The 14,622-nt window shown below is 39.3% G+C and carries 11 protein-coding genes and 1 CRISPR repeat array; of the genes, 3 read left to right on the forward strand and 8 right to left on the reverse strand.

Annotated features, from left to right (window positions below; translation table 11 throughout):
- Both rgy and NZ923_10595 read left to right on the forward strand, forming a co-directional pair.
- Positions 1–3,195: a reverse gyrase gene (rgy, locus tag NZ923_10590; GenBank protein MCS7230458.1), complete on the forward strand. Its 3,195-nt coding sequence runs from the start codon at positions 1–3 to the stop codon at positions 3,193–3,195.
- A gap of 63 nt (positions 3,196–3,258) precedes the next feature.
- Positions 3,259–3,552: a hypothetical protein gene (locus NZ923_10595; GenBank protein ID MCS7230459.1), complete on the forward strand. Its 294-nt coding sequence runs from the start codon at positions 3,259–3,261 to the stop codon at positions 3,550–3,552.
- A 42-nt stretch (positions 3,553–3,594) separates the two neighbouring features.
- Here NZ923_10595 and NZ923_10600 read toward each other — a convergent pair whose 3' ends face one another.
- The 8 genes from NZ923_10600 to NZ923_10635 all read right to left on the reverse strand — a co-directional run bounded on the left by NZ923_10600 (position 3,595) and on the right by NZ923_10635 (position 10,497).
- Positions 3,595–4,617 carry a mechanosensitive ion channel family protein gene (locus NZ923_10600; GenBank protein ID MCS7230460.1) on the reverse strand — a complete coding sequence of 341 codons (1,023 nt, stop codon included), beginning with the start codon at positions 4,615–4,617 and terminating at the stop codon, positions 3,595–3,597.
- A gap of 178 nt (positions 4,618–4,795) precedes the next feature.
- On the reverse strand, positions 4,796–5,581 hold the full coding sequence (locus NZ923_10605) for an SDR family oxidoreductase (GenBank protein MCS7230461.1): 786 nt from the start codon (positions 5,579–5,581) through the stop codon (positions 4,796–4,798).
- A gap of 79 nt (positions 5,582–5,660) precedes the next feature.
- Positions 5,661–6,536 carry an SDR family oxidoreductase gene (locus NZ923_10610; protein ID MCS7230462.1) on the reverse strand — a complete coding sequence of 292 codons (876 nt, stop codon included), beginning with the start codon at positions 6,534–6,536 and terminating at the stop codon, positions 5,661–5,663.
- A gap of 20 nt (positions 6,537–6,556) precedes the next feature.
- Complete coding sequence (locus NZ923_10615) at positions 6,557–6,997, reverse strand: (2Fe-2S)-binding protein (protein ID MCS7230463.1); 441 nt, start codon at positions 6,995–6,997, stop codon at positions 6,557–6,559.
- Between the two features lie 21 nt (positions 6,998–7,018).
- Complete coding sequence (locus NZ923_10620) at positions 7,019–7,504, reverse strand: CBS domain-containing protein (protein MCS7230464.1); 486 nt, start codon at positions 7,502–7,504, stop codon at positions 7,019–7,021.
- A complete protein-coding gene (locus NZ923_10625; GenBank protein MCS7230465.1) occupies positions 7,494–7,970 on the reverse strand; it encodes a flavin reductase family protein in 477 nt (158 codons plus the stop codon). Before NZ923_10625 ends, NZ923_10620 begins: the two co-directional genes overlap by 11 nt.
- Before the next feature lie 17 nt (positions 7,971–7,987).
- Positions 7,988–9,772 carry a M20/M25/M40 family metallo-hydrolase gene (locus tag NZ923_10630; GenBank protein ID MCS7230466.1) on the reverse strand — a complete coding sequence of 595 codons (1,785 nt, stop codon included), beginning with the start codon at positions 9,770–9,772 and terminating at the stop codon, positions 7,988–7,990.
- A complete protein-coding gene (locus NZ923_10635) occupies positions 9,769–10,497 on the reverse strand; it encodes an SDR family oxidoreductase (protein MCS7230467.1) in 729 nt (242 codons plus the stop codon). Before NZ923_10635 ends, NZ923_10630 begins: the two co-directional genes overlap by 4 nt.
- A gap of 272 nt (positions 10,498–10,769) precedes the next feature.
- Here NZ923_10635 and csm6 point away from each other — a divergent pair, with 272 nt between their 5' ends.
- Positions 10,770–12,002 carry a CRISPR-associated ring nuclease Csm6 gene (csm6, locus tag NZ923_10640; GenBank protein MCS7230468.1) on the forward strand — a complete coding sequence of 411 codons (1,233 nt, stop codon included), beginning with the start codon at positions 10,770–10,772 and terminating at the stop codon, positions 12,000–12,002.
- Between the two features lie 167 nt (positions 12,003–12,169).
- A CRISPR array of direct repeats spans positions 12,170–14,578; the repeat unit is 30 nt; unit sequence GTGAGAATTGAACCAGTGTGGAATTTAAAC.
- The last annotated feature ends 44 nt before the right edge of the window (positions 14,579–14,622 follow it).

Here is a 14,622-nt window from a genome sequence, read left to right on the forward strand (position 1 = left end):
ATGGCTCACTTCTTGCATGGAACTGCTTACATCATTGTCCCCACAAGGATGCTCGTTGAACAAGTTGCTGAAAGGTGTCAAGCTTTCGGAAACAAAAAGGTTGTTGCTTATCTTGGTCGCGCAAGGGAGCGAAAAGCAATTGAAGCGGGCGACTACGAAATTCTCATCACAACCAGCATGTTCCTTTCGTCAAGTTTTGAATTGCTCAACGGTCGCAGGTTTGATTTCGTTTTCGTTGACGATGTTGATGCTCTGCTGAAATCGGGACGCAATGTTGACAAAGTTTTGAAGTTGCTCGGTTTTTCCGAAGACGAAATTGAAACTGCGTGGTCACAAGTGACCAAGAAAGTGCCAGTCGCTGCATCAGGGGAGAGCGAAACCGAAGAGGGAGAAGAGAGCGTTGAAACCGAAGACATTTTTGGCGAACCTGAAAACCAAGAGGACGAATTGACCAGTCCCCAGCCTTTAGTCCCAAGTTCCCAATCCCAAGTCCCCAAAGCCAACCCAAAAGGCATCCTCGTCGTTTCGTCCGCAACATTGCGACCGAGAACGAAACGAGTTGCACTGTTCCGAACATTGCTCGGTTTTGAAGTTGCTCCCGTCAGAGTCACAGTCCGCAACATTTGCGACGCTGTCAAGTGGGTGCAAGATATTGAAGAGGCAAAGCAACAACTCGTTCGTTGGGTCAAACTTTTCGGCAAAGGAGGGGTTGTTTTCGTCTCTGGCGAACTGGGGCGAGAGGGCGTCAGCGAAATCACCTCGCACCTGAGAAGTGAAGGCATTGTTGCTAACCCCTACGATGAATTGGATTTGGATGCTTTTCGGCGAGGCGAAATTGAAGTCGCCGTCGGAATCTCAATCCCCACTAATGCTTTGGTTCGTGGTGTTGATTTGCCCGAAACAATCCGATACGCGATTTTCGTTGATGTGCCTAAAATCAGTTTCCCTCTGACGACCGATGACCCACGCAACTTTGCTGGGCTTTTGCTCGCTTTGAGGGAAGTGAGCGACGACAAGGCTCTCATTGATGCCTATTTGGCAACGATGCGCCGATACCGATACCTTCGCCCTGACCAACCTTTGCCGAAAAAAGTTCAGGAAATCGCCAATTACCTTAAGCGGCAATTCAGCGATGAGCAAATTTTGGAGAAACTTGAAAAGGCGGAGACAGTGACTTTGCACCGACGCAACGGTCAACTTTTCATCACATTCGGCGACGCAGCGAGTTACTTGCAAGCGTCAGGTCGGACATCCCGCCTTTTCGCTGGCGGGATAAGTCGCGGTGTGAGCCTAATCTTGGCGTGGGACAAAAAAGCCTTCAACAGCCTTTTGCGAAGGCTCAGGCTCTTTTATGACGAAGTTGAGTTTGCCAACGCCGACGAAGTTGATTGGGAGGCGGAATTGCACAAAGTAGACGAAGACCGAAAGCGAATTAAGCAATTGCTCCGTGAGGGAACGACCTTAGCATCAAGAGAAGCCAGACCAGAAATTCGCACCACTCTCGTTATCGTTGAATCACCAAACAAGGCTCGGACAATCGCCCACTTCTTTGGGACCCCTCAAAGGCGAATTGTCAACGGTTTGTCGGTTTGGGAAGTCACGACAGGAGACAGGCTAATCGCTATCACTGCTTCACTTGGTCATGTCTTTGATTTGGTTGAGCGAGAGGGAATTTACGGCGTCCTTCAACTTGACGGAAATTTTGTGCCCGTTTACGGCTCAATCAAATCTTGCCCAAACTGTGGGGAACAGACGACCGAAGAAAATTGCTCTTGCGGCAAACCGCCAGAGCGGGATAAGTTGACGCTAATTCAAGCCATGCAAAGGGTTGCTGTCCAATTTGACGAAATCGTCATCGCAACAGACCCTGATGCGGAAGGCGAAAAAATAGGTTACGACTTGATGGCTGCACTTAAGCCTTTCAACCCGAACATTGTCCGAGCCGAATTTCACGAAGTAACAAGGCGAGCATTCACTCAAGCCCTTCAATCGCCCCGTGAAATTGAGCGAAACCTTGTCAAGGCACAAGTGACCCGCCGAATCCTTGACAGGTGGGTCGGGTTTGAGTTGTCTCGCAGGCTTTGGCAAGTTTTTGACCGATACGACCTTTCCGCTGGAAGGGTTCAAACTCCAGTGCTCGGTTGGGTCATTGAGCGGACGGATTTGGCACGGCAGAAAAAGGCTCGCATAACTGTTCAACTCGCTGATCCCGAATCCAAAATCCAAGTTCAACTCAATTTTGAGCATGAAAACATACCGTTTGCACGAAGGTTGTTTGACAAGTTGGAGCAAGCGAAATTGAGCGTTGAAGAAATTGGAGAAGAAACTGTCAACCCTCAACCGCCATACAACACAGGCACACTCCTCGCCGACGCCGGTTCGTTCGCTTCTGCGACTCAACTGATGGATACTTTGCAAGATTTGTTTGAGCGCGGTCTCATAACTTATCACCGAACCGATAGCGTTCGTGTTTCCGATGCGGGTTTGAAAGTTGCCGAGGAGTTGCTGAAGGAGCGTTATGACTTGTCGTTGTTTCAGCCCCGCCGTTATGGGACTGAAGGCGCTCACGAGTGCATCCGACCGACGAGAGCCTTGACAGAAGACGATTTGAGGCTTTGGGTTTCCGCAGGTCGCATCTCCCTTGACAACCCAAATTTTGCACTGAGAATTTACGGAATGATTGTCCGCAGGTTTTTGGCATCGCAAATGAAACCTGCAAAGGTTAAAAAAGCCAAGGTCACTTTAAAGTTGGACGACTGGCAGCAAGATTGGGAAGTCATCGCAGAAGTTATTGAAGAAGGTTTCCACTGCGTCTCACCGCTTCGCGTCCAGCCTGTCACCCCCGAAATGAAAATTGTCGGCAAACAAATTCGGTTCGTCAGTAAAGTCATGCCGTTCACACAAGGGAGTTTGATTGAAGAGATGCGCCAACGGGGATTGGGTAGACCTTCAACTTACGCAAAAATCGTCCAGACGCTTATTGAGCGGGGCTATGTCTCCGAACTCAAGGGCTTCCTGTTCGCCACGGACTTGGGGCGACAAGTTTACCGATGGCTTCGCCTCCGCTTCCCTGAATTTGCCGATGAGGCGCTGACGAGGGACATGGAGGAGAAAGGTGACAAAATTGAAGCAGGTGAACTTGACTATCAGGCTGTCCTTTGGGAGTTGAGGCGAAGTCGTTTGTTCCTACAATGACGATTTGATAATCTTCAAAGATGGGCATTTTCAATCTCAAAAGGGAAAAATTAATCTGCTGTTGTGATAAACCACCTTTTCATTGTGCATATGTGGCTAAAGTTTCTATCAAATTTAACTTTCAAAATTGCTGGCGAACAATGCGAATCTTCTCTTTCCTCCTTTGCTTTAAAAAATCGCTTATCAAATTTGGGGCATGATGTAAAAGTTATCATGATTTATCCTGTCAGCTTACCTTTTAATCGTGCCTTGCTTAACGACACGAGTTTGGATTTTGAGTTAACGCACGAGACGGAGGTAAGATACAAAAGTGAGGCGTTAGACACGATTAGAAAGCTTTTGAGAAAAAATGTTTAATAAAACAAAATCAAAAGATTTCAGGTGTCTGTGAAATTTTGATCAACCTTCGTTGCCTTTATTTATATACACTGTCCTTATCGGGAACGGTATGATGATTCCTTCTTCTCTATATCGTTTGTGTAATCTCTTGATGAACTCATGCCTTACGGCGTATTGCTCTTGAAATTCTTTGCATCTTAACACAACTGTGAAGTTTATGCTGAAATCACCGAATGTATGATAACGAATAACAGGTTCAAATGTCGGCACACCGCCAGGGACTTCTCTCATCACCTCCCTTGCAACTTCAAGAGTTACCCTTTCAACTTTTTCAAGGTCGCTATCATAGCTTACGCCAACTTGCACAGGAATTGACATCTCTTTTTCAGGCATGAAGTAATTCTTAACTATCGCCTGCGCAAGCTTTGAGTTTGGAATGATTATATAATTGTTCGGAAGTTCTCTAATGGTCGTGTTCCTCCAAGTTATATCAACGACATAGCCCTCTTCGCCACTTTCAAGCCGTATGTAATCCCCAGGTTTTATTTGTCTTGTTAAAATTATATGAAGCCCAGCAAATAAATTTGAAAGCGTATCCTGTAAAGCCAAGGCCACAGCTAAACCACCAACCCCAAGGGCAGTCAAAACGGGCGTGATTGAGATCCCGAGCGAATGCAAAATTACCAAAATACCTATCGTGAAAACAACGATTCTGGCGAGGTTTGCGAATAAACTTGTTGAAGGCAAAACATCTTGGGCTCGTTTGCTGTATATGTTTATAAATCCGACGCTAATTTTTGAGAGGACAATTGTAAAAGAAAGAATGTAAAGTATCAGGATGATCTTGTGTAAATAATTTAAAAGAACTGGGCTTATCTTCGTAGTTGATATAGCTATATGTAAACCAATTAAGCTAAACCAGAAAGTAAGCCATCTGCGTAGCGAGGTGATTATTATGTCATCCCCTTCCCATTTCGTTTTTTCCGCAATTTTATGAAGTTTTCTGAGGACGATCTTTTCAAAAATTACCCCAATGACTACGCTGGCGAAAAAGAGCGCAACTGGTAAAATATACTCTCTCATCTCCTCAAACATTGTTTTTGTCTTTTAATTCGGAACTTTTGTTTTAAATACATTTTAAGAATTTTAAGTCAAGATCAATCGCAAGTCGCGTTGAAATTTACAAACGATGCGAGTTATTTCATGAATTTGCCTTAAAGAAGTTTGAAAATTGAAAAATCAGAAAGATCAAAGCGTTTGATTAAGTTATTTTTATAACTTTGCTCATCACAAAGTCAACAAATGACGGAAAGAATTTATTTATCCAAACAGTGAGCTTACCTACTGGGGTGAGAATTATGTCCCGTTTCTTTTTAACGACCGCTTTTAAAATTTCTTCTGCGACTTTTTCAGCAGACATTATCATAAATCTTCCTTGCATTCGCGTTGTCCCGTAATACTTTGCATTTTCAAAAAATTTTGTCTCGGTTGTTCCTGGATGGACCCCGATGAAATGGATTCCAAGTTTTTTATACTCAACCCTCAATGCTTCCGTAAGCCCTGTAAGTGCAAACTTACTTGCGGAGTAAATCCCCATTCCTGAAACACCTCTTTTTCCAACGACGGATGAAACATTGACAACTATCCCTCCCCCTTGTTCAATCATAATTGGAACGATCTTGTGAATAAGATAAGCTGAGCCAAGGAAATTCACTCGCATTATTTTTTCAATCTCTTCAAAAGGTGTTTGATGAAACCAACCATAAATCCCATAACCCGCGTTATTAACAAGTATATCAATCCTTCCAAAATTTCTCAATGTTTGATCAACGAGATTATCAAGCGATCCAAAATCAGAGACATCGGATTGAACTACTAAAACATTTTGGTTGAAGGATTTAATTTCGTCTGCGACTTTATTTAAGTTTTCAAGATTTCTTGATGCGAGAACAACTTTACATCCTGCTTTTGCGAAAATTTTTGCGGTTTCCTTACCAATTCCGGTTGATGCGCCCGTAATTATCGCAACTTTGTCTTTAAGTGGCATACGGTTGAAAAAAGACATTTTTTTAATTCTCTTTTTGATTTGTGATATCTCTTGACGATTAGAAAAATCAAAATTAATTTCAACTTCGTTTCATTGCATTTAAACCTTCGTCAACATTTTTAAGTTTAAAACTTAAAACCGATTGAATCTTGCTTATATTTAGCGAACAATCTTTTGCGCCGGCAAGATAAGTTTTGACCGAATCCATTGGGACAGGCACCACCAAATCTTGTGAATAGCCGAAGGTGTCTGCAAACTTCATTGCGAATTCATATCTTGATATCCTTTCCGAGCCACCGAGATTGAATATATCGTTTTTTATGTCCTTTGAGATCAATTCGTCTATTGCCATAACCGCGTCAACAGCATATATCGGTGTTCTGAACTGATCAGCAAACGCTTTAACTTTCCTTTTCGCTCTCAATTCGGTATGAAGCCAATCTGAAAATGAATTTGTGAAGACATTTCCCCAGCCATACATAAGCGCAAGGCGAAGAATTATGTAATCATCATACTGTCTTACTATTTCCTCACCTTCAAGCTTAGTTTGGGCGTAGTAGCTTTTAGGGTTTGGAGGTGTGTCCTCAGTGAAGAAACTTCCATCACCGCTATAAACTAAATCGGTGGAGATGTAGATAAATTTAGCGTTGATCTCGGCTCCAGCATCAAGCAAATTTTTCGTTCCCTCAACATTAACTGAATAAGCAAGGTCGCGATCTTGATCACAAAGTTGAACGCTTGTTATCGCTGCGGTGTGAACGATAACATCAGGCTGTATTTTTTTTACTATTTCAAGAACATTGGCACGATTTCTAATGTCAACTTTAAGAAATTGACATCTTTCAAGAAACAGCTCATGTTGAAAATACAAGGCGGTTATCTCGTGTTTAAATCTCAATGTCTTGCAGAAATTCCAACCGAGAAAACCACTCCCACCCGTGAGTAGAATTTTCAATTTTCAGGATCTCTTATGTTTTAGAATTTCCCGAGAAAATCAAACACTATAAGCCCAAGCCCGGCAAGGAAGAGCAAAGCAAAAAATGTCGCTACAACAAAAGTTTTAACTCTTTCCATTGTTTCCTCTTTGTCAATTTCATAATCTGGCATTGTGAGGACGACTATGTCATCCTCAACTTTAACTTGGCAGGAAAGGCGAAGATTTGGTTTAACTTTGTGGGCAATTAAAAATTTTCCCTTCAATACCCATTCCTCTTTCGGAGTTTTTGAGTTAACATTTTTATCACCTTGGATTATTTCAACTCTACAAGTTCCACAAAGCCCATGTCCTTGACAGTTTAAAACTTGATTGATTCCTTTGTAAACATTGATTCCTGCTTTTAAAGCTACCTTTCTTAAATTTGAACCTTTCGGAACTTCAATGCTTCTACCCTCGCGTTCAAATTTGACGATGGGCAACCTTTCCCTCTCTTTTATTTTTTATTTGTTCTCTTCAAATGGTGGTCTATAATAAATGTAAGCGTGAAGCATTTCAATCCTCTCGGTTTTCTCATCAAGTGAGATGTCCATAAGATCGCGAAGCGAAAGGATTCCAAGCAAGTTGTTATCTTTATCAATCACAGGCAAATGCCTTATCCCAGCTTTTTTCATTTTCGCAAGGCATTCTTCATAAGATTCGTCATCCAATGCGATCATAAGCTCACGAGTCATGACATCATCAATTTTTGTGATATTTGGATCTAATCCGTTTGCTACAACTCTTTTAAGAAGATCGCGTTCGGAGAAAATCCCGATTAGTTTGCCATCTTCCGAAAGCACTGGTACGGCGCCGATGTTTTTATCTGCCATGATCTTTGCAACTTCCAACACCGTGACACCGCTTTTGACAAAATAAAGAGGCTTATTCTTAACGACATCACCTGCTGTCTTCATTGTTGTATCCTCTATTTTTGTTTTATCCTCCATAAAACCAACCTGTTTCCCACATAACAAGTGGCTTCACTTCGTTTCTTACGCCAGCATTTACAACCTCACCAACAAAGATCGCATGATCACCTTTTTCAACTTTATCAACGACTTTACATTCAAAAAACGCTGGTAGATCAACAAGCAAGGGCGAGCCAGTTTCACCTGATTCAAATTTGTATCCATTTATTTTATCACCATCAACAGTTGTCGGTTTAAAAAATGCAGATGCTATATCTTTTTGATCGGAGGCAAGAACATTCACTGCGAAAACACCACTTTCCGAAATTGTTTGATACAGTCCCGAATCACGCCTTACTCCAACCATTACAAGCGGAGGTTCAAAAGACGCTTGACTTAACCAATTGACAGTGCCTGCAGAATATCTATCTGCGGATTTTGAAGTCAAAACATAAAGCCCGTAAGTTATCATTCGCAATGCTTTCTTCTTTGCTTCAGGATTCATTTTTATCTCCTTATGATTTATTTTCGTTCTTCAAATTTCACTTTGAAACTTAACTTTTCTTTACCTCTCAAAACGACAATCTCAACTTCATCCCCTGGGTTGAAATCGCCAAGGGCATAGGTATAATCATAAACATTTTTAATTTCTACATTTCCCATTTTTATTATCACATCTCCCGGTTTAATTCCAGCTTTATCAGCAGGTGCCCCAGGACGGACATCGCCAACTTTCATCCCTTGAACTTCCTCCGAGTAATCAGGAACTATCCCAAGAGTTACTCTAAATCCGCGAGGTGTCCTCTGGGGTGCATCTACTTTTACGAATTGTGGTTTTTCTTTTTCCTTGTCAAGTTCAAAAATTAACTTACTTATGAAATCTAAAATTCTCTTTTGCCCTTGATAATTTATTTTATCATAGTCATCGCTTGGCTTGTGGTAATCCGTGTGTATCCCTGTAAAGAAGTGAAGCACTGGGATATTTTTAGAATAAAATTGTGCGTGATCGCTTGGACCATATCCATCCTTGACGAGGTTTAAGTTAAACTTGAATTCGGAATTTAAGCTTTCAATTATCCCATTCCACACGGGCGATGTCCCAACGCCGTAGATTGTTAATTTATCATCCTTTAACCTTCCGATCATATCCATATTTATCATTGCGATCGTTTTTTCAAGTGGGAAGGAAGGATTTTTTACATAATATCCAGAGCCGATCGTTCCTTCCTCCTCAGCTGTGAAGGCTATGAAAACGAGCGTTCTATTTAGTTTCTTTCTATTATTTGAGAAGTATTCCGCAAGTTCAAGTAGTCCAGATGTTCCAGAAGCGTTGTCATCCGCTCCGTTATGGATCGCAACCGTATCTGGTATAAGCGAGCCCTGACCGCCCCAACCAAGGTGATCGTAATGTGCCCCGATGATTATATATTCATTTTTTAACTCTGGATTTGAACCTTCAATATAGCCAATTACATTTGCAACTTTTGATTTGATGTAACGAACATCGGTTTGAATTTCAACGCTTAGATTATTTATAACGAACGAGTTTGGTTTCATTGAATCGTAGATTCTTTTAACGATGTCGTAAATTTTGAAATTATATCCGCAGGTTTTGAGCAAATCGTCAATTAAGCTGTTTTTAACTTCAACAGCAACGATCCCTGCTTTTCCTGCAGAATAATCATATCTAAATCTTTCAAATTTTTCAGAAAACGGATCAACGAAAATTATCCCAATTGCTCCTTTTGATTGAGCATTGCTTACTTTATATCTCAATGGTAGATATTTTTCAAATGGCGAGTGTGGTTTATATCCATCCGGCGTTCCCTTTAAAACGATCACAACTTTGCCTTTGACATCAATTCCAGCGTAGTCATCATAGTTTTGCTCTGGTGCAGTTATCCCATAACCGGCGAAGACTACATCAGCTTTTATTTTTCCAACTTCGCTAAATGAAAGTGGGACGAAATCATATTTGAAGTTTAATTTGATCACATTGTCGTTTGCCCTGAAGCTTATGAAATTTGAATCTCCCATCTTAACATCGCTAATAAAGTCAAAGTATTGAAAGTAAGTTCCTCTATCTCCAGCTGGTTTGAGTCCAAATTTTTTGAATTGCTTTGCTATATATTCGCTGGCAAGTTCTGCGCCTTTTGTTCCAGCTCTTCTTCCTTCAAGCTCATCCGACGCAAGATATTTTAAGTGGGTGTAAATATCGTCTTCTTCAATGTATGGCGATGTTGTTCTCGTATGAAAGCAAGAATAAAATAAAATTACAAGCAGAAGAAAGAAAAGTTTCCTTCTCATTTTTGAACCTCACTTAATTTGAAATCTTGTGCATCAAATTGCATCCCGGTGATTCCATCTGATTCATCGGATGCAAGGTAAACGAAGATGTCAACGACATCTTCTGGTTTTTTTAGTTTTGAGCGATCTTCGTTTGGATATGCTTCTTTTCTCATTCTCGTTGCAATCGGTCCAGGGTTTACAGAGTTGACTCTTATCTTGGTATCTTTTAATTCATCCGCAAGAATTTGAGTTAGTCCCTCAACGCCAAATTTTGAAACAGCGTAAGCGCCCCATTTTGCCCTACCTTTCCGCCCGACGCTTGAGCTTACCATGATTATGCTTCCGCTCCCTTGAGGTATCATATACTTTAAAACCTCGCGTGTAAAGTAAAAAACACCATTTAGATTAACATTGATCACATCCTCCCAGACATCAATTGGATAATCAAAAATTTCCTTTCTTTCCCCAAGTATTGCTGCGTTGTTCACGAGCACATCTATTCTCCCAAACCTGCTGTAAACCTCTTCAACAAAATCTTTAACTTCTAAATAATTGCTTACATCTACTTTGGCGACATAACATTTTGAACAATGGGTTTTGATTAAATCCAAAGACGCAAAGATGCTGTCGGTTTTTGAGCAAATTGCTATATATGCGCCCTCAAGGATGAACCTTTGAGCTATAGCTCTGCCAAGCCCACGAGATGCACCAGTTATAATTGCAACTTTATCTTTAAGTCGCATTGCTTTCTGAGTTAATTTTACTGCTTTAAAAGATAAAAATTTTAGAAAAAATTATCAAACTTTTATGTGATTGTCTCAAGTTTAACACTTACGAGATCAGCTTTGCAACTCTAACATATTTAAAAATACTTAAGGCAGGCTTTGAAGCCCGCCATTCGCATCAACGAGGTCATTTGCTATTTTAAAAGGATAGTTCGTCCTCCAACCTCTTGATTTTTCACCTTGTGTTCTATATCTTTATGCTTGAGAAACATTGAAAATTGGGTTTAAACATGGATCAAGTGAAGCACATTTTAGTTGTTGCTGCAGGCTTAACACCTGCTATTATCACCGAAACACTGCAATTTCTTCTATATTGTAATCCTGGGGGAAAGTTAACATTTACGCATTTATCCCAAAATCCTACCGTGAAACTTAGAATTGATGACATTTACATAATCACGACCTCGTTGGGAAAGGCAAAAATAGTTAACGATCTTTTAGAAAATGGGAAATTCTATAAGTTTTGTGAGGAATTTGGAATTGATTGGTTGAATCTTGATAAGAGCAACATAATCGTCTTAAAAAATAAAAATGGAAGCGAGCTTGACGACATAAAAACAATTGAGGACAATCTATCTGCATCTGATCAAATTTTGAATTTCTTGAGGGAGATGACGGAAGATAGAAACAGTGTGATTCACTGCTCAATAGCGGGAGGGCGAAAAAGCATGGATATATATTTTGCTTTCGGAATGCAATTTTATGGAAGAGAACTTGATAAGATGTACCATGTGCTCGTCAATCCACCTTTTGATAGACCAGATTTTGTGGATCCAAGTGGGAATCCTTTCTTTTACATACCTAAAAAGCCGGTTATTTTCTCAAATCAAAAAATCAGAAAGTTATCCATGGAAGCAGAGATTCATCTTTCTGAAATACCTTACATTCACCTGAGGCAAAAACTTGAAAAGTTTATCCCGGAATTTTTTTACAAAAATAAATCATATCAAGATCTTGTCAAGATCGCGCAAGATGAGATAGATCTCTTAACTTTAAAACCCAAGATAAAACTGAATTTCAAAGAAACATCAATTGAGGTGGAAAATTTAGAAAATGTAAAGTTGACACCGACTGAGTTCTTTATTTATTCATATTTTGCCTTGAGCAAAAAGCTTTGCAAGCGAAAACATAAAGCAGACGAAGATTGTGATCGTTGTTTCGTATCTTTTGAGGGCAAGGAGCAAGCAAGATTTGGGGCTTCAAGGGTAATCAAGATTTTGCAAAGTAAACTCTTGCGAGCGATAGGTCATTCATCTCGTGAGGGTCGGGTGATTAAAGAGTGGATTGAAAACGGGATCCCAAGGCAAAGTTTAAGAGATAAGATAAGCGAGGTGAATTTAAAAATTGCCAGAACGATTCCTTATCGCTCTGTTCAGGAAGTTATCAAAATTTCAAACATCGGTAGATACAAGGGGAAGTATGGTTTGAAAATTGAAAAAGATATGATTGAAATTGTTGATTAATTCTAAAGGATGTCGTGGATTGATGCTTGAAAAAGTTTGTTAACTTGCGATTTGAGGGTTGAAAATTGGTTTAACATGTCTTTTGAAATTTATGTTTCGTTTGATGCTAAATTAAACCATTTGAAAGAGTTTTGAAGAAGCATTAAATTCACAATAGCGATAATAATGTGAGAATTGAACCGGTGTGGAATTTAAGAAGATTTCTGGGGGTTATGAAAAGTGTCGTTTAAAGATTGGTGAGAATTGAACCAGTGTGGAATTTAAACTGAAGATTGCTGGTTGATAGCATTACAGAGTAAATGCGTGAGAATTGAACCAGTGTGGAATTTAAACTCAAGTTTGCAATTATTTCTTCTTTTTTATCTTCGTGAGAATTGAACCAGTGTGGAATTTAAACTCTGGTAGCGATGGTTCAGTTGATGAGGTTGCTCAGTGAGAATTGAACCAGTGTGGAATTTAAACTTTTAATTAATCCTCAAAATCTTTATCTTTCAAGTTGTGAGAATTGAACCAGTGTGGAATTTAAACGATATATTGCTAATGTTTTATCCTTATAAAACTATTGGTGAGAATTGAACCAGTGTGGAATTTAAACACTGAAATTCTTCGGCAAATTCCCCGATTGCTTCAAGTGAGAATTGAACCAGTGTGGAATTTAAACTCAAGTTATTTGCAATTATTTCTTCTTTTTTATCTTGTGAGAATTGAACCAGTGTGGAATTTAAACAACTCTTACAATTTTAACCCTATACAAAGTGTCCTGTGAGAATTGAACCAGTGTGGAATTTAAACGTAGGACGCTTTTATGTGTTAAGAAACGGAATATATGTGAGAATTGAACCAGTGTGGAATTTAAACGTAAGACGCGGTGGTTATGTGCGGATATTATCAGGCGAGTGAGAATTGAACCAGTGTGGAATTTAAACAGCGGTCTTCGGAATTAGTATTACAGATCAAAAAGGTGAGAATTGAACCAGTGTGGAATTTAAACCTTTACAAATTTATACGCTCTGATGTAACTGTTAAGGTGAGAATTGAACCAGTGTGGAATTTAAACGTGTGAAGCTGGTTAAAATCTATCCCTGCGAATTTGGTGAGAATTGAACCAGTGTGGAATTTAAACCTAGTTCTTAACTCAATAACTACTGATCTTTTAAAGTGAGAATTGAACCAGTGTGGAATTTAAACTTCCATTGAAGATAAACATATTTACCATTTTGCACAAGTGAGAATTGAACCAGTGTGGAATTTAAACTTTTTTTTAAAAAAATAAAAATAAAGGATCAAATTAGTGAGAATTGAACCAGTGTGGAATTTAAACCAGGTTTTTGTTCAATCAAAATAAAATTTGACATAGTGAGAATTGAACCAGTGTGGAATTTAAACCATCAGATTGAAGATTTTAGAACGATAGCGTTTAAGAGTGAGAATTGAACCAGTGTGGAATTTAAACGTTTTTAACATATTTTAATATATCATCCATTGTCCAGTGAGAATTGAACCAGTGTGGAATTTAAACAGGGGAAGCAAAAATAAAACGATATAGATCAACCACAGTGAGAATTGAACCAGTGTGGAATTTAAACATTCCAGTTGCGTCAATAGCAATATGATTTGCTAAGTGAGAATTGAACCAGTGTGGAATTTAAACGAAAAGGTTGGAGAAGTATATGCACAAGCACAAACAAGTGAGAATTGAACCAGTGTGGAATTTAAACCGCTTTAACTCATCTTTTGTTTCAATAAAATATACAGTGAGAATTGAACCAGTGTGGAATTTAAACAGCTTTGTTTTTTCAAGTCCTTTAAACACAATTTTGTGAGAATTGAACCAGTGTGGAATTTAAACTTAAAGATAAGAAAAGGTATGCTTGAGGGTGACGAGGGTGAGAATTGAACCAGTGTGGAATTTAAACTCTCCAGCATTATAGGCTGAAATAGCATAAACGAGAGTGAGAATTGAACCAGTGTGGAATTTAAACATGTATTGATTCAAGAGTTTTTTGTATCATTTTTTAGTGAGAATTGAACCAGTGTGGAATTTAAACATTTGTATTTTCTTTTCAAATATAAGATGTAAGATTTGTGAGAATTGAACCAGTGTGGAATTTAAACTGCAAAATCAATTCAATACAATTATGCAACTAATGAGTGAGAATTGAACCAGTGTGGAATTTAAACTTTTATAAAGATAGGTGGTGGTGGATATGAATTATTAGTGAGAATTGAACCAGTGTGGAATTTAAACTTTTCAAAAAATTGTCAAAGAGAACACTATGAATGGAGTGAGAATTGAACCAGTGTGGAATTTAAACTCTGCAGACGCAAATCAAGTGTTATGTCTTTATAGTGAGAATTGAACCAGTGTGGAATTTAAACAACGAAGCGGCTTTTTGGGGCGAACAAGATGATGAGTGAGAATTGAACCAGTGTGGAATTTAAACCAATAGAGAAAAGTAAAATCTTTAACAGCTGATATGTGAGAATTGAACCAGTGTGGAATTTAAACGTGTATCCTGATGCGTTTGAATTTAAGGGGAAATATTGTGAGAATTGAACCAGTGTGGAATTTGAACTTTGTAATACGCATATGACATTTTCAAAAACGAAGTGTACATAT

Source organism: Candidatus Kryptonium sp., from assembly GCA_025060635.1.
Taxonomy (GTDB): Bacteria; Bacteroidota; Ignavibacteria; order Kryptoniales; family Kryptoniaceae; genus Kryptonium.